Raw genomic sequence first — 16,976 nt, forward strand, 5'->3', positions numbered from 1 at the left:
GGGGAGCGCGGAGAGGTCTGTCCGCGCTCCCCGCCTCGTCGTCGTCGGCGGCGGCCTCGGTGGCGGCGTCGGCGTCGTGCCGCGTTCCCGGCTCCGTGTTCTTCGCTGCGGGGGCTGTGTTCCGCGGTCCGCGGGCGTCGGGCCTCGGTGTGCGGTGTGCGGTGTGCGTTTCACGTGAAACGCGGAGCAGGGCGCAGGGAGCGCGGAACGCGGAACAGGGCCGACGTTGTGAGCGAGGGGATCATCCGGCTCTGCGGGCACGGTGGTGGGCACTGCCGGTTGTCGCAGTCGTCGCAGTCGTCGCGGTGCAGCTGCGGGGGCGGAGTGGTGCGGGCGAGGAGCGTGTTGGCGTCGGCGGCGGCCCGGTGGCCCGCGTGCGGGTCGGCCGCGGCGATACCCGGCGGTCGCCGTGAACTGATGGCCGACGGCGGCCCTTCCTCCCGGAGGGCCAGCCGGAGCGCACGGCCCGGGCGCGTCGGGCCGCGCCCGGTGGGTCACGGTTCCAGGACGACCTTGCCGAGGTTGCCGCGGGCCCGGATCAGGGCATGGGCGTGTGCGGCTTCGGCGAGCGGGAAGGCGGCGGCCACGGCGGGGCGCAGCTCTCCCGCGGCGTGCAGTCGCCACAGCTCCTCGCGCCAGGCCGCGTAGAGCGCGGGGCGCTCGCGGGCCACCCGGCCGATCTGGAAACCGGTCACGGATTTGGCGCCGGCGAGCAGCTCGTGTGCGGCGAGCGTGCCGCCGCCGGAGCTGTAGGCGACGAGGCGTCCGCCGTCGGTGAGGCCGCGCACCAACGGGCCGAGGAGCGCGCCGCCGACGGCGTCGAGCGCGTAGTCGGCGGGCGGGCCCCAGTCGGTGTCGCCGTAGCCCACGACGGCGTCCGCGCCCAGGGCGCGCAGGAAGTCGCCCTTGGCGGCCGGGTCGCCGACAGCCGCGACGATGTGGCCCGCGCCTCCGCGCAGGCGGGCGAGCTGGAGCGCGAGATGGCCGGCCCCGGAGGCCGCCGCGGTGACGAGCGCGGTCTCTCCGGGCCGGGGGTGTGCGGCCTCCAGCGCGCCCAGGGCCACCAGGCCGCCGCGCACCAGGGCGACGGCGTCGTGCGCGGTGGCGTGGTCCGGTACGGCCGAGGCCATCGCGGTGTGCAGGAGGGCGGCGTCGGAGTACGCGTCCCCGAAGCACAGTCCGGTGACCCGGTCCCCCGGGGCGAACCCGGTGGCCTCGGCGACGTCGGGCCCGACCGCCTCGACGACGCCGGCCACCTCCCCGCCCAGGGGCTCCGGCCCGGCCCCGTCGTCGCCCTCGTCGACAACCTCGTCGACAGGTCCGTCGGCGGCCCCGCCGTGCGGTGCGAGCTTGCGGACGACGGGCAGGGTCACACCTATCGCCTCGGTGCGGACGAGGAGTTCGCCCGGCCCCGGAGCGGGGGTGGGCACGTGCTGGACGGTGAGGGTGCCGTGGCGATGACGGATGCGGCGCATGAGGCTCCTGGGTGGGGAAGCGGGCGGTCGGGCGGGCGCGGCAGGTGGACGAGCGCCCGGTCAGGCGGACGCCCTGCGGTGGGTGGGCGCGGGAAGCCCACGGAGAGCGCGAGGTGCGGGCGCCAGTTCGTTGGTGTTCCCCACGGTATACCAGACCGTGGGGAACACCAACGTTTTCCCGATACGCTGTGCCCATGGCCGACGCTCCCCCCGCCCCGACCCTCATCCGCACACTGCCCAGCTGGCTGCTGGGCCGGGCCGCCGCCCGCGGCCGCGAGCTGGTGGCGGCGGAGCTGGCACGGGAAGGCGTGCGGATGTGGCACCACGTGGTGCTGGCCGCCGTCGCCGACCACGAGCCCGTCGCCCAGGCGGAGTTGGCGCGCAGCATCGTGCTCGACCCCAAGGACGTGGTCGGCATCCTCAACGACCTCCAGGCCGACGGCCATGTACGCCGCGAGCCCGATCCCCGGGACCGCCGCAAGAACGCCGTCCGTCTCACCCCGTCCGGCCGCCGTCTCCTGGACCGCTGCTCAGCGGCGGCCCGGGAGGCCAACGAGGCACTCCTGGAAGGGCTCTCCGCGCAGGAGCGCACGGCGTTCCTCGGCGTGCTGGAACGTGTCGCCCGGGTGTGAACAGCGAGGCCGCGGCGCAGCGCCGCGGGGCGGGCGGTCGGGCGCGCCCGCGGACGTGCCGGGCGGTTCGGCGCCTTGCGGTGCCTCGGTGCCGGGGTATCGCGGGGTTGCGGTGCGGCGGTGCCGTCCGGGCCCGGACCCGGGGCAGGCCGGTGCCCGGTGGGTCGCTTCGACCGGGCCGGAGCCCTGTCCGGCGCTCGGCCTAGTCGAGCTGCATCTTGAAGCCCAGGTGGGACGCCTCGAAGCCGAGCCGTTCGTAGAAGCGGTGGGCGTCGATGCGGGTGGCGTCGGAGGTGAGCTGGACCAGGACGCAGCCCAGCCGCCGTGCCTCGGCCACCGCCCATTCGATCAGGCGCGTCCCCAGGCCGCTGCCGCGTGCGTCGCCGTGCACGCGGACGGCCTCGATGAGCGCCCGGGTGGCGCCGCGCCGGGACAGGCCGGGGATGACGGTCAGGTGCAGGGTGCCGACCGTCTTCCCGTCGAGGGCCGCCACGACCAGGTGCTGGTTCGGGTCCTCGTCGATACGCGCGAACGCCGCGCGGTACGGGCCGAGGTCGGCGGGGTTCTCGCGTGCGGCACCGAGCGGGTCGTCGGCGAGCATGGCGACGATGTCGGGCACGTCGTCGCCCGTCGCGCGCCGGACGGTCAGCTCGTCCGGCGGGGTGTCAGCGGATCCGGTGGTCACCCGGGGAGCGTACGCCCTTGCCGCGCGGCCCTCTCAAGCCCCTCGGCGGTCCGGTCCCCGGTGGTGCGGGTCCCTGCCGTGCCGCCCGCTCCGCCCGTACGATCGGGCGTATGGCCGCTGCGATACCCACCCCGCGACATCCGGACGGCGACGACCGCAACGACCGCGATGACCGCGACGAGGACCGGATCCGGGAACGGCGGCCCCGGCTGCATCTGTTCGATCTCGACGGCACGCTGATGTACGGCTCGGCCGCGCCCATCGAGATCTCCCAACAGCTCGGTGTGGAGCGGGAGATCCGCGAGCTGGAAGCGGCCTTCGCGGAGCGCCGGCTGACGCCGCCGCAGTTCGCCGAGCGCGCCTGCGCCCTGTGGGCGGAGCTGACGGACGAGGTGGTGACCGCGGCCTTCGAGGGCGCGCCGTGGCTCGCGGGCATCCGCCGGACCTGGACGGAGCTGCGGGCGAAGGGCGAGCGCTGTGCGGTGATCTCCCTGTCGCCGGACTTCTTCGTGCACCGGCTGCTGGCGTGGGGCGCGGACGCCGCGCACGGCTCCCGCTGGCCGGAGGTCCCCACGGCGTCCGCGGTGGTCGCCGCCGGACCGGAAACGATCTTGAAGGGCTATCCCCGGCACCCCATCGACCCGGCCGGCATTCTCACTCCGGCGGCGAAGGTGAAGATCGCGCGGAAACTCTGTGCAGAATTCGGGATCTCGCTCCAGGACTGCGTCGCCTACGGCGACTCGCTCTCCGATGCCGAACTCTTCGCCGCCGTACCGGTGTCCGTGGCCGTCAACGGCGATGCTCACCTGCACGATCTCGCCACACACGGTTACACGGGACGCGATCTGGGCGAGGCGTGCGCGCTGGTCCCCGACCGAGAGTAATTCGTCCCGGGTGCACGGAATACCGGAACCTTCGGAATCACAGAAAAGTCTGCGGAACCAAGGACCGGGGTTGTGGAGTGATGCCCTGACGGTATGGTCGGTCCCGCATCGTGCCGCACGGACTACTGCTGGGTTTCCTCGCTCGGTGTCTCGGGGGCCGGATACCGGAACGTCCGTGACACGGACGCGCACATCGTCCGAAGACGTACGAGGCGAGGCGAGATGACGACCATGTCGGGCAACGACGGCCCGTCCGTCGACGACATAGGCGAGCGGGGCTGGTTCACCCCCGCGCCCCGGGAGGCCGCACCGGCGCCCGGTACGGCGGCCCCGCACGGCGGCCGCCCGGAGGACGGCGCACAGCCGGACGCCGCAGGGCGGACGGATGCGGTCGCCCACTCCGACACGGAGCTGATCCGCGCCACCATGGCGGAGCTGGAGCAGACACCGGACGCGGCCGTCGCGTACTTCTACGCCCTGCTGTTCGTCCAGTACCCACACCTGCGCGAGCTGTTCCCCGCGTCCATGGACACCCAGCGCGACCGGCTCTTCCGCGCGCTGCTCAACGCGGTCCGGCTGTACGACGACGGGCCGCGGCTCACCGCGTTCCTGGCCGAACTGGGCCGCGGCCACCGCAAGTACGGAACACAGGCCGCGCACTACCCGGCGATCGGCGAGTGCCTGATGGCCACCCTCGCCCAGTACGCGCCGCAGAGCTGGGGCCCGCGCACCGAGGCGGCGTGGGTGCGGGCCTACACCGCGATCTCGCAGATCATGATCGACGCGGCGGCCGAGGACAGCCTGCACGCGCCCGCCTGGTGGCAGGCGGAGGTGGTCGCGCACGAGCGCCGCACCCCCGACATCGCGGTCATCACCGTCCGCACCGACCAGCCCTACCCGTTCCGGGCCGGGCAGTACACGGCGGTGGAGACGCCCTGGTGGCCGCGGGTGTGGCGGAACTACTCGTTCGCGTCGGCGCCCCGGCCCGACGGGCTGCTGACCTTCCATGTCCGCGCCGTCCCGGCCGGCTGGGTCTCCACCGCGCTGGTGCAGCGCGCCCGCCCCGGCGACGTGCTGCGCCTGGGCCCGCCCACCGGCTCCATGACCGTCGACCACGACGCCGGCAGCGGGCTGCTGTGCCTGGGCGGCGGCACCGGGATCGCCCCCATCAAGGCGCTCGTCGAGGACGTGGCCCGGCACGGGACGCACCGGCCCGTCGAGGTCTTCTACGGCGCCAGGCGAGGCGAGGACCTCTACGACCTGGACACCCTGCTGGGCCTGGCCCGCAGCCACGACTGGCTCGCCGTCCGTCCCGTCGTCGCCGCGGGCAGCGCCACCGGTGACGCGCTGACCGGCCGGCTGCCCGACGCGGTGCGCGCGCACGGGCCCTGGTCCGCCTGGGACGGCTATCTGTCCGGACCCCCAGGAATGATCAAAAGCGGCGTCCGGACACTGGTGGGGCTCGGCATCCCCACCCACCGCATCCGCCACGACTCCCTGGAGGAACTGGTGGCGACGGGGGCGTAGACCGCCCGGCCCGGACGACGGCGTCCGGCACCGCGCGCCCGGGGGGAAGGCCCGGCGCCGCGCGGTACGGGGGAGACACACGGGGGCCACCGGGGCCGCCGCGCCCGTCCGGTACACAGGGGACCGGGGGCCGCGGGGACGCCGGCGGTGACGGGGGAGACCCGAGGGGGACACGGGAACAAGCCGACGACGGTATGGAAGTGGGGACATCGGCGTGGCGTCGAACAGCGCATACGGACACGCGGCGGAGCCGGGCGGCGGAGCCGGGTACGCGGAAGAGCCGGGCGGGGCTTCCGCGTACGGAGCGGGGCCGGGCGGCGCGTCCGGGACCGCAGCCGGGCGGGGTGGTGTGTCCGATGTCGGGACCGGGGCCGGGCCGGACGGTGTGTCCGGATACGGAGCGGGGCCGGGAACGGACGGGGTGCCGGGAGCGGAGGGGCTGCCGGGGCGTCACCGGCCCGGCAGCGACGGCGAACACCGGCTCCAGCAGCGGCTCGGCACCACCGAACGCGCCGACCGGTTCTACGACGAACAGGTCCTCGACCATCTCAACCCGCGGATGCAGGAGTTCGTCGCCCGCCAGGAGATGTTCTTCCTCGCCACCGCCGACCGGCACGGCTCCTGCGACAGCACCTTCCGCGCCGGACCGCCCGGATTCCTGCGCGTCCTCGACGACCGCACGCTGGTCTTCCCCGAGTACCGGGGCAACGGCGTGCACGCCAGCCTCGGCAACATCGAGGAGAACCCCCAACTGGGCATCCTGCTCGTCGACTTCCTGATGGCCCGGATCGGCCTGCACATCAACGGCCGGGCCGAACTGGTGGAGGACGCCGACCTGCGCGCCGTCACCCCCGACCTGCCCGAGGACCCCGTGCCCGGCAGGCGGGCCGTGCTGTGGGTGCGCATCACGGTCGAGGAGGCGTACATCCACTGCGCCAAGCACATACCCCAGATGCAGAAGGCGCCCCGGCGGTCCGCGCGGGACTGGGGCACGGACGACTACAAGCGCAAGGGCGGGGACTTCTTCGGCGCGGCCCGTGCGGTCCGTGAAGGCCACCGCACGCCCCTCTCCGCCACACCGCCCTCCGCACCCCCCACCGCCCGGCCCTCCGCCCCCTCCCCCGATCCGTCACCCGTCCTCCCGGGCCCGTCCCCCGCATCCCCCGACCCGTCTCCCACCTCCCCCGGCCCCGCCCCGGACACCGTGCCGGGCCGGGCGCCCGGCCCTGTGCCCGACCCGGTCGGCGCCCGGGGCAGGGACCTCGCGCCCGTCGCCGCCGCGGACGAGAACACGGGCCCCACACCCGGTGCGGCCGGGGACCGGACCCGGGACCTCACGCCCGTCGCGGCCGCCGACCAGGAACCCCCCACCGGCGACCCCGTGCCGGACCCCGCCCCGCTCGCCGGCCCGGACCTCGCGTCGCTCCCGGGGCCGGACCTGGCGTCCCTGCCCGACTTCCCCGGCGCTTCCGTCCCACCCGGACCGGCACCCGCGGCACCCCCTGCCGCACCTTCGCCGACACCCGCGCCCCCGGCACCGACAGCACCCTCGGCGGCCTCGGCACCCGCAGCACCCTCAACGATGTCTACGCCGTTCGACGCCCCGGCACCGTCCGGTCCCCCGGCACCGTCCGGTCCCCCGGCACCCTCCGGGCCACCCGCACCGCCCGTGCCGCCCGTGCCCCCCGTCGTCTCGCGCGCTTCGTCCGCGCCGTCCACACCGGAGCCGGGGACAGCGTGGAGCGGCGGCGGTGTGCCACAGGCCCCGGCCCCGGCCCCGGACCCGGTGGCCGACGGGAGCCGTACCGCGTCCGGGTACGGCGCCGGCACCCCCGGCGGACCCGCGCCGGAGCAGCACGGCCACGGGCGGCCGGGGCCCGACCGGCCACAGTCCGGCCACGAGCGGACAGCATCCGCACCGCAGCAGACCGGGATCGCACCGCAGCAGCCCGGGCCCGGCCGCCAGGGCGGGCTCGACTGGCTCCAGCAGGCCGAGCAGGCGCTCGCCGAGGCCCAGCGCAGGGGCGCCACCCACCACGAGGAGCCCGAACAGCAGGCGTTCCAGGGCTGGTTCGGCTGAGCACACCCCGAGGCGTCCGGGCCCGGCACCGGCCGGCGGTGTCCCTCAGCCGAGGTCGTGCGCCAGCAGGGAGGGGATGCCCTCGATGTTGGCCGCCAGGTAGGAACGCAGGGTCGGCGGGACGAGGTTCACCCGGGTCAGGCCCTCCGGGGTGAAGGGCAGGCGGACGATCTCGTAGTCGCCGCACGGGGACTCCACCTCGGGGCCGTGCCGCAGCCCGGGCTCCATGGTGACCAGCCGGCACACGAAGAAGTGCTGGACCTTCACCCCGCCCGGGGTCTCGCGCGGGTCCCGCACGGTGTCGACGAAGGCCGGCACGACGTCGGTGACCTTCGCGCCCAACTCCTCGTCCACCTCGCGGTGCAGAGCCTCGATGACACTGCGGTCGACACCGGGCTCCACACCGCCGCCGGGTGTGATCCAGTACGGGGCCTCGCCGGGTTTGGTGCGCTTGATGACGATCAGATGTCCCGGCCCTCTGCCGGGGTGCGGGGCCTCGTCGAACAGGATGGCGCGGGCGGTGCGCTTGATCACGGGGAGTTCGCGGGGGACTCCGCGCTCGCCGGGCTCGATGGACTCGCCGGTCCCGTCGCTCTCGTCGTGTGTGCGGTGCGGGCCCTCGGATGGTGCGTCGGACATGCAGGAGGTCTGGCCCGCCGCCCCCGGGGCCAAACCCGGACGAGGCGGTCCGGAACGGCCTCCGCTGTGGTCCAGGGCTCAACGTTTCGCGGACAAATGGCCAATACTGTGATTGGCCACTGACGCTCGGTCAACTAACCTTGTGTGCACGCTTCTTCACAGGAAGCGCCGGGCGGTTCGTGGCACGAGGGGGGAGCCACGAACCGCCCTTTCTGCTGTCCACGGCCTGCGCGCTGTCACTCGTCCGGGTTAACGATCGTTAATCACCTATGCGTTCGAGCCTTCGGTTGCTTGTGTGGGTTCCGGAGGTGAGCTCATGACCGAGCGACAGGACGCCATCGCCATCGACGACTTCGTGTACGGAGCGACCCAGGCCCGCGTCCGCCGACTGACCCTGCCGGACGGCACCCACTGGTTCCCGGCCGTGGACGTGGCCGTACACCTCGGCTACGCGAACACCCGGCAGGCGCTGGCGTGGCATGTGCCCAGCGAGTGCAGCACCAGTTTGCAGGAGCTTGCAGAAGGCGTCTATGGAGCAGACGCCCTGCGCAAACTGGCTGGTCGGAGGCTGCAAAAGGCTATGCGCATGGTGAACGTCCACGGTCTGGTGCGGCTGGTGAACGGCTGCACCAAACCGGAGGCGGAGCCGTTCAAGAGGTGGGTGAGCGAGGTGGTCGTCACCGTGCAGCGGGAGGGTGTGTACCGCCTTCCGGAGCGGGGGCCCGCGCTGCCGCCGGGCGAAGCGGCGGCGGAGCCGGCAGCAGGACCGGGGGCGGGTCCGGGGCTGGAGCCGGGAGCGGTTGCGGGAGGGGAGCCGGGGGTGGGGAGGTCCGTCGTCCATCCCATGCCGCGGCAGGTCGCGGAGGCGATCGTGCGGCTGGAGCAGCACAATCTGCGGCTGGACGAGCAGTGGATCGCCGCACAGGAGGACGAACGGCGGTTCCGCGGGGAGTCGTTGGCGTTGTTGCGGCGGATCGCCGAGGGCGTGGAGCGGATGGCGGAGCCGGGGCGCCGGGGGCCGGAAGCGGTCCCGGCCGGGGCGCCGGCCACCGACTCGGAGCCGGAGCCTGAGCCGGGGCAGGGCGGGGCGGGTGTGACGGCCGAGGGGCTGGTCGCCCTGTGGCAGCGGCGGAACCTGGCGATCACGGCCGATGTGTGGCCCGTCGCGCTGCTGGTGGCGGCACAGCTCGCCGCGCGCGGGGAGGCCCGGGTGTGTCCGGGGGAGGTGGCGGCCCGGACGGGGCTGTCGCAGGCGCGGGTGCTGGCCGCGTTGCGGCTGCTGTTGCGGCATCGCTGTTTCCGGCAGTGCGGTACGGATGCCGGGGGTGCGTACGTGTATGTGCTTCCGGGGCGGTAGCCGGGAGTCGGCCGCCGCCCCGGAAGCGTGGCGGTGCGTGGTCGGTCCCGGGTCCGTCGGGGCCCGGGCGCGGGGTCAGAGGGCGGTCGGCCGGCCGTCGGTCGCCGGCCGGTGGGTGGTCAGTTGGTGACCGGGAGGTAGACGCGGTTGCCGGAGGCGGCGAACTCGCGGGATTTTTCGGCCATGCCGGCGGCCACCTCGTCGGGGGTGAGGGCGTCGCCGTGCTGTTCCCGGATCTCGTGGGAGATCTTCATCGAGCAGAACTTCGGGCCGCACATGGAGCAGAAGTGGGCCGTCTTGGCCGGTTCGGCCGGGAGGGTCTCGTCGTGGAAGGCGCGAGCCGTCTCCGGGTCGAGGGCCAGGTTGAACTGGTCCTCCCAGCGGAACTCGAAGCGGGCGTCGGACAGGGCGTCGTCCCAGTCCTGGGCGCCGGGGTGGCCCTTGGCCAGGTCGGCGGCGTGCGCGGCGATCTTGTAGGTGATGACGCCGGTCTTGACGTCGTCCTTGTCGGGCAGGCCCAGATGTTCCTTCGGGGTGACGTAGCAGAGCATCGCCGTGCCCCACCAGCCGATCATCGCGGCGCCGATGCCGCTGGTGATGTGGTCGTAGGCGGGGGCGATGTCGGTGGTCAGCGGGCCGAGGGTGTAGAAGGGCGCCTCGTCGCAGACCTCCTGCTGGCGGTCGATGTTCTCCTTGATCTTGTGCATCGGGACGTGCCCGGGCCCCTCGATCATGGTCTGGACGTCGTGCTCGCGGGCGATGCGGTTCAGCTCGCCCAGGGTGTCCAGCTCGGCCATCTGCGCCGCGTCGTTGGCGTCGGCGATACAGCCGGGGCGCAGCCCGTCGCCGAGCGAGAACGTCACGTCGTAGGCGCGCAGGATCTCGCACAGCTCGCCGAAGTGCGTGTAGAGGAAGCTCTCCTGGTGGTGTGCCAGGCACCAGGCGGCCATGATCGAGCCGCCGCGGGAGACGATGCCGGTCTTGCGGCGGGCGGTCAGCGGGACGTAGCGCAGCAGGACGCCGGCGTGCACCGTCATGTAGTCGACGCCCTGTTCGCACTGTTCGATGACGGTGTCTTTGTACACCTCCCAACTGAGCTCCTCCGCCTTGCCGTCGACCTTCTCCAGCGCCTGGTAGAGCGGCACGGTGCCGATGGGCACGGGCGAGTTGCGCAGCACCCACTCGCGGGTGGTGTGGATGTTGCGGCCGGTCGAGAGGTCCATGACGGTGTCGGCGCCCCAGCGGGTCGCCCAGGTCATCTTCTCGACCTCCTCCTCGATGGAGGAGGTGACGGCCGAGTTGCCGATGTTGGCGTTCACCTTCACCAGGAAGTTCCGGCCGATGACCATCGGCTCGGTCTCCGGGTGGTTGACGTTGGCCGGGAGCACCGCGCGCCCGGCGGCGATCTCGTCCCGGACGAAGGCCGGTTCGAGCTTCTCGCGGACGGCGACGAACTCCATCTCGGGTGTGATCTCACCGCGCTTGGCGTAGCCGAGCTGGGTGACGGAGCGCCCGTCGCGGCTGCGCCGGGGCTGGCGGGGCCGGCCGGGGAAGACGGCGTCGAGCCCGGCCAGATCGCCTGCCGCACCCTGGAGCCGTCCGCCGCGCGGCGCGGTGTGTTTGAGGCCGTCGTCCTCGGGGCGCAGCTCGCGTCCCGCGTACTCCTCGGTGTCCCCGCGCTGGATGATCCAGTTCTCGCGCAGCGGGGCGAGACCGCGCCGTACGTCGGTGGTGACGGCCGGGTCGGTGTACGGGCCCGAGGTGTCGTACAGCGTCACGTCCCGGCCGTTGGTGAGGTGGACGCGCCGGACGGGGACGCGGATGTCCGGGCGCGCTCCTTCGAGGTAGTCCTTGTGCGAACCGATCGCGCCGTCGGTCGTGGTCGTCGCGGCAGACGTGCGCGCATCCTGCGTGGTCATGAGACCCACTCCCTACGCCGGCATTACCCGGTACCAGGTTCGGCGGTCGGCGCAGCCGTTTCCGTGGTCGTCCACGGAGGTCAGCGCCCTCTCAGCCCCGTGCTCGGAGCTCCCGCGATGTGCAAAGGCGCCTCTACGCTAACGGCACACAGGCCCGGGTGAACACCCCGCCCGGGGCGTTCTTGCGATGATCGGGCGGTGACCCACTCGCATGCACCCGGCCCCGAGCCCCGCCCGTACCCGGCCGACGCCCCCTCCGCCGGGCCGGGCCCCGCCACGGGAGACGGCCCTGCGGCCGGGCACGATCCCGCCGCCGCGCACGGCCACGGGCACAGCCACGCCCACGGCCCGCCGGCCCCGGTCTCCGCCCATCTGCGGACGGTGATCGGCGCGGTGCTCATCCCGTTCGCGCTGGCGGTGCTGGTGGGCCTGGTGGCCCTGTGGCCCGGCGGCGCACCGGGGCACGGGCACGATCCGACCGGCGTCGGCTTCGACCGGCCGACCGTGCACGCGAAGGTGACGGCGCTGGCCGCGGTGGACTGTTCCGACGTCAATGTGCGCCAGCCGTCCACGGGTTCGGGCGGCGGCGGCATGGGAGGCGGCGCGGCCGGCGGTGCGCAGCCGGGCGGCGGCGGAGACGGTGGAGACGGCGGGCGGGGCTGTCAGAAGGCCACCGTGGAGATCGCCGAGGGCAAGGACGCGGGGCACACGTTCACCGAGGTGGTCACCCCGGACGCCACCCGGACGTTCACGGTGGGCCAGGAGGTCGTCGCGGCGTACGCCGAGAAGGCGCCGCGCAAGCTCCAGTACAGCGTGATCGACGCCGGCCGTGATGTGCCGATGGTGCTGCTGGCTGCGGTGTTCGCGCTGGTGGTGGTGCTGGTGGGGCGGCTGCGCGGGGTGCTGGCGCTGGTCGGGCTGGTGATCAGCTTCGCGGTGCTGACGCTGTTCATCCTGCCGGCGATACTCCAGGGCTCGAACCCGCTGGTGGTGGCGGTGGTGGGGGGCAGCGCCATCATGCTGGCGTCGCTCTATCTGTGCCACGGGCTGTCCGCGCGGACGTCCGTCGCCGTGCTCGGCACCCTCGTCTCGCTGCTGCTGATCGGACTGCTCGGGTCGCTGTTCATCGGCTGGGCGAAGCTGACCGGCAACACCGACGACCAGACGGGCCTGGTGCACGGCCTCTACCCGGACATCGAGATCCAGGGCCTGCTGCTGGCGGGCGTGCTGATCGGTTCACTGGGTGTGCTCGACGATGTGACGGTGACGCAGACGTCGGCCGTGTGGGAGCTGAAGGAGGCCGATCCGGGGGCGAGTTGGCGCAAGATCTACCGTTCCGCGATGCGGATCGGCCGCGACCACATCGCCTCGGTCGTCAACACGCTGGTGCTGGCCTATGCGGGGGCCGCGCTTCCGCTGCTGCTGCTCTTCTCGATCGCGCGCAGCGAGGTGACGTCGGTGGCGACGAGCGAGGTCGTGGCCGAGGAGATCGTGCGGACGCTGGTCGGCTCGATCGGCCTGGTGGCCTCGGTGCCGGTGACGACGCTGCTGGCCGCGCTGGTCGTCTCGGCCGACCGCTCCCGGCCCCGAACGGCCGCCGCACGGCCGGGCGTTCCGTCCGGGGCGCCGGCCCCCGCCGCACGGGTGCCGGCGGGACGCGCCGCCGGCGACCGGCTCACCAGTCGCCGCGGGAGGAGGAGGAAGCCGAAGTGAACCGGCGGACCAGGTAGATGATGCCGCCGACGAGCGCGGCGAAGATCAGGATCTTGAACAGCAGGCCGACCAGGAAGCCGACGATGTGCGCGATCAGGCTGCCGAAGACGACGAGCGCGATCACCGGTATGGCGACCCACGTCACCCACCACGGCAGGCCGGCGAAGGTGCGTTTCACGTCCATGAGGTGCTCCGTCTTCCGAGTTCGGCCCCGCGGGATGCGCGGGGACAGGGGGATCTGTGCGTTCGATGCTAGGCAACCCGGCAAGCCGGCGGGGAGGCCGCGGCCCCGGTCCTCCCCTGAACCCGACCCCGACACAACCCTGACGCCCGCGCGGCCTCGGCCCTCCGCGGGTGGGAGCACCCGGGTCGGGCCTTCCGGTGACGAGAAGGCTCAGCCTTCCGGCGGCGAGAAGACGACGAGGACGCGGAGGTCCTCCGAGATGTGGTGGAAGCGGTGCGCCGTCCCCGCGGGGACGTAGGCGACGCTGCCGCGGGCCACCTCCGTCGTCTCGTCGCCCACGGTGAGGGAGGCGCGCCCGCTGACCACGAAGTAGATCTCGTCCTGCGGGTGCGGCTGCTGCGGGTCCGGGCTGCCCCGGTCGAGCGCGTACAGCCCGGCCGACATGTTCCGCTCGCTGAGGAACCGCAGGTAGGCGCCCTCGTTCGCATGGCGCTCGGCCTCCAGTTCGTCCAGCTTGAACACCTTCACCGCTGCGCCGCCTTCCCGGTCACGTTCCGCCCCTTCTCTCCACGGCCTGTACGGCCCTGCGCGGATCTGCACGGTCCTGCACGGGTCTCCGTGCCCCGCCCCTCGATTCTTCCGCACGCCGGTGAGCGACGGTGTCCCCCTGGCCCGCCCGGCTCCGCCCTCGGCCTTGTGACGACCGCCCGGACTTCTGCGACGATCTCAGAATGACGCACTTCCTCATCAAGACGCTGGCCAATGCCGCGGCGCTGGCCGTGGCCACATGGCTGCTCGGCGACATCGCGCTGACCGGCGACGACGGGGGCAGGAAGACGCTCACGCTGATCGTCGTGGCGCTGATCTTCGGCGTGGTCAACGTCGTGGTCAAGCCGGTGGTCAAGCTGTTCTCGCTGCCGCTGCTGGTGCTCACGCTGGGGCTGTTCACCCTGGTGATCAACGCTCTGATGCTGCTGCTCACCTCGTGGGTCGCGGGCAAGCTGGATCTGAGCTTCCATGTCGAGGGCTTCGGTACGGCGGTGCTTGGCGGCCTGATCATCTCGATCGTCTCGTGGGCCCTGAACCTGGCGCTGGACCGGGACCGGAACTGACCGAAGCGCGCCGTCCGGGGCACCGCCGCGCGCGGGCCCCGGACCGCGAGAAAGGGAACGGATGTACCGCGTCTGTTTCGTGTGCAGCGGCAACATCTGCCGCTCGCCCATGGCCGAGGCCGTCTTCCGCGCCCAGGTGCGGGACGCGGGCCTGGACGGCCTGGTGGAGACCGCGAGCGCCGGCACCGGCAGCTGGCACGTCGGCGAGCCCGCCGATCCGCGCACCATGGCGGTGCTGGACGCCGCCGGCTGCCCGCTCGACCATGTGGCCCGGCAGTTCGAGCCCTCCTGGTTCGAGGAGTTCGACCTGGTGATCGCGCTGGACGAGGGCCACGCGAGGGAACTGCGCGCCCTGGCCCGCAACAGCACGGAGGAGGCCAAGGTGCGCCTGCTGCGCTCGTACGACCCGGACGCCCCGGGCACCGGGCCGGGCGGACTGGACGTCCCCGACCCGTACTACGGCGGCCCGCGCGGCTTCGATCTCTGCCTGGAGCTGGTGGAGGCCGCCGTCCCCGGCCTGCTCGACGAGGTGGCGGCGGCGGTCGACGCGGCCGGCCCCGGCGGCGCGCAGGCACGCGCGGCCGGCGCCCCGGAAGGCGGCCGGTGAGCGCCGCCGGTACGCGCGGGCCGGGCGGCACCGCCGGGGACCACGGACCCGACGTGGTGGCCGCCCGGACGGCCCGGCTGCTCGGTGCGGCCGGCGCCCGCGCCGAACCGGTGCGCGGCGGCGACATCTGCGACGCCTACCGGATCGGCCTCACCTTCGCCGAGGGCGCCGGCCGCACCGTCTTCGCGAAGGCGCTGCGCACCGCGCCCGGCGACTTCTTCGCCGCCGAGGCGGCCGGCCTGGCGCGGCTGGGCGCCACCGGTGCGGTCGCCGTGCCCGAGGTGTTCGCGGCCGAGCCGGACGTGCTCGTCCTGGAGTGGGTCGAACCGGGCCGGCCCGATCCCGCGCAGGCCGAGCGGTTCGGCCGGGAACTGGCCGCGCTGCACGCGTCCTCCGCGCCCTCGTACGGCACACCCGGCGAGCCCTGCTATCTGGGCCCGCTGCCCCTCGGTTCGCCGGCCGAGCCGGTCACGGACCCCGCCCGGTGGCCGTCGTTTCACGTGGAACACCGGCTGCTGCCGCTGCTGCGCGCGGCCGTCGACAGCTCCCGGATCGCCCCCGCCGACGCCCGCGCCGTCGAGACGCTCTGCGACCGACTGGACGACCCGGCCGTCTCCGGCCCGCCGCAGCCGCCCGCCGTCATCCACGGCGATCTGTGGTCCGGCAATGTGCACTGGGCCGCGGACGGGCACGCCCGGCTCATCGACCCGGCGGCCCAGGGCGGCCACCCGGAGACCGACCTCGGCATGCTCGAACTGTTCGGCTGCCCCGAACTGCCCCGGATCCTCGCCGCGTACGAGGAGGTGCGCCCCGTCCCCGGCCGCGCCGCCCGGGTCCCGCTGCACCAGCTCCAGCATCTGCTGGCACATGCCGTCCTGTTCGGCGGCGGTTACGGTGCTCAGAGCGGCGCCGCCGCCCGCGCGGCGCTCGGCTGACGGCCCGCGCGGCCGCGCGCACGACGGAGGGCGAGAGCATGACGGCACCGGACGAGCACCCGCTGACCGGCCCCGGTCTCGACTACGGCCCGGCCAACGACGCCGACGGCACCCGTGTCGTCCGCGCCGGGCTGCCCGCCGACGAGCCCTACGAGCCGCCGCTGCCCGGCCCCGTCTTCGCTGCGCACTACCACCTGCCGGACGACGCCGCCCTGGACGGCTACGTCTACGGCCGCGACGCCAACCCCACCTGGTCCCGGCTGGAGCGCGCCCTCGCCGAACTGGAGACGCCCGGCGACCCGGACACCGAGGTGATCAGCTTCTCCTCCGGCATGGGCGCCATCTCCGCCGTCCTGCTCTCCCGGCTGCGCCCCGGGGACGTGGCGGTGCTGCCCGCCGACGGCTACAACCTGCTGGCCGCGCTCCGCACCCGCCTGGAGGAGCACGGCGTCCGGGTGCGTACCGCGCCGACCGCCGCCGACGCCCAGCTCGCCGAGCTGAGCGGGGCGAAGCTGCTGTGGCTGGAGACGCCCTGCAATCCGTCCCTGGACGTGTGCGACATCGCCCGCCTCGCCGACGCGGCCCACGCCGAGGGCGCGCTCGTCGCCGTCGACAACACCCTGGCGACACCGCTCGGACAGCGTCCGCTGCACCTCGGCGCCGACCTCTCCGTCGCCAGCGGCACCAAGGGGCTGACCGGGCACGGCGATGTCCTCCTCGGCTATGTGGCCTGCCGCGATCCGGAGCTGGCCGGCTCCGTGCGGGCCTGGCGCAAGACGGTCGGTGCGATCCCGGGGCCCATGGAGACCTGGCTCGCGCACCGTTCGCTGGCCACCCTGGAGCTGCGGGCCCGGCGGCAGGCCGGCAACGCCCTCGCCCTCGCCGAGGCCCTCACCGCGCGCCCCGAGGTCCGCGACGTGCGCCACCCCGGGCTGCCCGGCGACCCGGCGCACGCGACGGCCGTGCGCCAGATGACCCGCTACGGCTGTCTCGTCTCGTTCACCCTGCCGGACCGCGCGCACGCCGAGCGGTTCCTCGCGGCCCTGCGGCTGGTCGGCCAGGCCACCAGCTTCGGCGGGGTCCGCTCCACGGCCGAGCGCCGCGCCCGCTGGGGCGGGGACGAGGTGCCCGAGGGGTTCATCCGGCTGTCCGCCGGTGTCGAGGACGCCGCCGACCTCGTCACCGACGTCCGGCACGCCCTGGACGTGGCGGCCGGCGGCTGACCGC

General features: G+C 74.0%; 16 protein-coding genes. 10 read left to right on the forward strand and 6 right to left on the reverse strand.

Annotated elements, in window-relative coordinates:
* Positions 1-494 precede the first annotated feature (494 nt).
* Positions 495-1,475, reverse strand: a complete 981-nt coding sequence (locus tag SCA03_RS28120; protein WP_086817854.1) for a quinone oxidoreductase family protein — start codon at positions 1,473-1,475, stop codon at positions 495-497.
* 194 nt (positions 1,476-1,669) lie between these two features.
* On the opposite strand from SCA03_RS28120, the gene SCA03_RS28125 reads away from it, so the two are divergent.
* Entirely contained in the window at positions 1,670-2,107 is a 438-nt protein-coding gene (locus SCA03_RS28125) for a MarR family winged helix-turn-helix transcriptional regulator (RefSeq protein ID WP_086817853.1), read from the forward strand.
* A gap of 202 nt (positions 2,108-2,309) precedes the next feature.
* On the opposite strand, the gene SCA03_RS28130 is transcribed toward SCA03_RS28125, so the two are convergent.
* On the reverse strand, positions 2,310-2,708 hold the full coding sequence (locus SCA03_RS28130) for a GNAT family N-acetyltransferase (RefSeq protein ID WP_051846049.1): 399 nt from the start codon (positions 2,706-2,708) through the stop codon (positions 2,310-2,312).
* Positions 2,709-2,902: 194 nt separating this feature from the next.
* On the opposite strand from SCA03_RS28130, the gene SCA03_RS28135 reads away from it, so the two are divergent.
* From SCA03_RS28135 to SCA03_RS37350, 3 genes are all read left to right on the forward strand, one after another.
* Complete coding sequence (locus SCA03_RS28135) at positions 2,903-3,676, forward strand: HAD family hydrolase (protein WP_086817852.1); 774 nt, start codon at positions 2,903-2,905, stop codon at positions 3,674-3,676.
* 222 nt (positions 3,677-3,898) lie between these two features.
* Positions 3,899-5,203 (forward strand): globin domain-containing protein, encoded by a 1,305-nt coding sequence (locus tag SCA03_RS28140; protein ID WP_078873107.1) that lies wholly within the window; start codon positions 3,899-3,901, stop codon positions 5,201-5,203.
* 421 nt (positions 5,204-5,624) lie between these two features.
* On the forward strand, positions 5,625-7,283 hold the full coding sequence (locus tag SCA03_RS37350; protein WP_371863999.1) for a pyridoxamine 5'-phosphate oxidase family protein: 1,659 nt from the start codon (positions 5,625-5,627) through the stop codon (positions 7,281-7,283).
* A 45-nt stretch (positions 7,284-7,328) separates the two neighbouring features.
* Here SCA03_RS37350 and SCA03_RS28150 read toward each other — a convergent pair whose 3' ends face one another.
* Positions 7,329-7,922 (reverse strand): NUDIX domain-containing protein, encoded by a 594-nt coding sequence (locus tag SCA03_RS28150; RefSeq protein WP_086816374.1) that lies wholly within the window; start codon positions 7,920-7,922, stop codon positions 7,329-7,331.
* Positions 7,923-8,238: 316 nt separating this feature from the next.
* Here SCA03_RS28150 and SCA03_RS36875 point away from each other — a divergent pair, with 316 nt between their 5' ends.
* On the forward strand, positions 8,239-9,279 hold the full coding sequence (locus SCA03_RS36875) for a BRO-N domain-containing protein (protein WP_141275727.1): 1,041 nt from the start codon (positions 8,239-8,241) through the stop codon (positions 9,277-9,279).
* A 119-nt stretch (positions 9,280-9,398) separates the two neighbouring features.
* Here the strand turns inward: SCA03_RS36875 and thiC are convergent, their stop codons facing one another.
* Positions 9,399-11,198 (reverse strand): phosphomethylpyrimidine synthase ThiC, encoded by a 1,800-nt coding sequence (gene thiC / locus SCA03_RS28160; RefSeq protein ID WP_030885931.1) that lies wholly within the window; start codon positions 11,196-11,198, stop codon positions 9,399-9,401.
* 198 nt (positions 11,199-11,396) lie between these two features.
* Here thiC and SCA03_RS28165 point away from each other — a divergent pair, with 198 nt between their 5' ends.
* A complete protein-coding gene (locus tag SCA03_RS28165) occupies positions 11,397-12,911 on the forward strand; it encodes a YibE/F family protein (protein WP_078874656.1) in 1,515 nt (504 codons plus the stop codon).
* Here the strand turns inward: SCA03_RS28165 and SCA03_RS28170 are convergent.
* Both SCA03_RS28170 and SCA03_RS28175 read right to left on the reverse strand, forming a co-directional pair.
* Positions 12,874-13,095, reverse strand: coding sequence for a DUF5326 family protein (locus SCA03_RS28170; RefSeq protein ID WP_030880822.1), 222 nt, complete (start codon positions 13,093-13,095; stop codon positions 12,874-12,876). The two genes, SCA03_RS28165 and SCA03_RS28170, sit on opposite strands and share 38 nt — an antisense overlap.
* Positions 13,096-13,305: 210 nt before the next feature.
* A complete protein-coding gene (locus SCA03_RS28175; RefSeq protein WP_030880820.1) occupies positions 13,306-13,623 on the reverse strand; it encodes a cupin domain-containing protein in 318 nt (105 codons plus the stop codon).
* A gap of 203 nt (positions 13,624-13,826) precedes the next feature.
* Between SCA03_RS28175 and SCA03_RS28180 the strand changes: the two genes are divergently transcribed.
* The 4 genes from SCA03_RS28180 (at position 13,827) to SCA03_RS28195 (ending at position 16,972) form a co-directional block, all read left to right on the forward strand.
* Positions 13,827-14,207, forward strand: a complete 381-nt coding sequence (locus tag SCA03_RS28180; protein ID WP_030880817.1) for a phage holin family protein — start codon at positions 13,827-13,829, stop codon at positions 14,205-14,207.
* Between the two features lie 61 nt (positions 14,208-14,268).
* Positions 14,269-14,814, forward strand: a complete 546-nt coding sequence (locus SCA03_RS28185; RefSeq protein ID WP_037849416.1) for a low molecular weight protein-tyrosine-phosphatase — start codon at positions 14,269-14,271, stop codon at positions 14,812-14,814.
* Positions 14,811-15,749: a fructosamine kinase family protein gene (locus SCA03_RS28190; protein WP_308698377.1), complete on the forward strand. Its 939-nt coding sequence runs from the start codon at positions 14,811-14,813 to the stop codon at positions 15,747-15,749. Before SCA03_RS28185 ends, SCA03_RS28190 begins: the two co-directional genes overlap by 4 nt.
* A 38-nt stretch (positions 15,750-15,787) precedes the next feature.
* Positions 15,788-16,972 carry a cystathionine gamma-lyase gene (locus SCA03_RS28195; RefSeq protein ID WP_037866025.1) on the forward strand — a complete coding sequence of 395 codons (1,185 nt, stop codon included), beginning with the start codon at positions 15,788-15,790 and terminating at the stop codon, positions 16,970-16,972.
* Positions 16,973-16,976: the final 4 nt, after the last annotated feature.

Source organism: Streptomyces cacaoi, assembly GCF_006539165.1.
GTDB lineage: Bacteria > Actinomycetota > Actinomycetes > Streptomycetales > Streptomycetaceae > Streptomyces > Streptomyces cacaoi.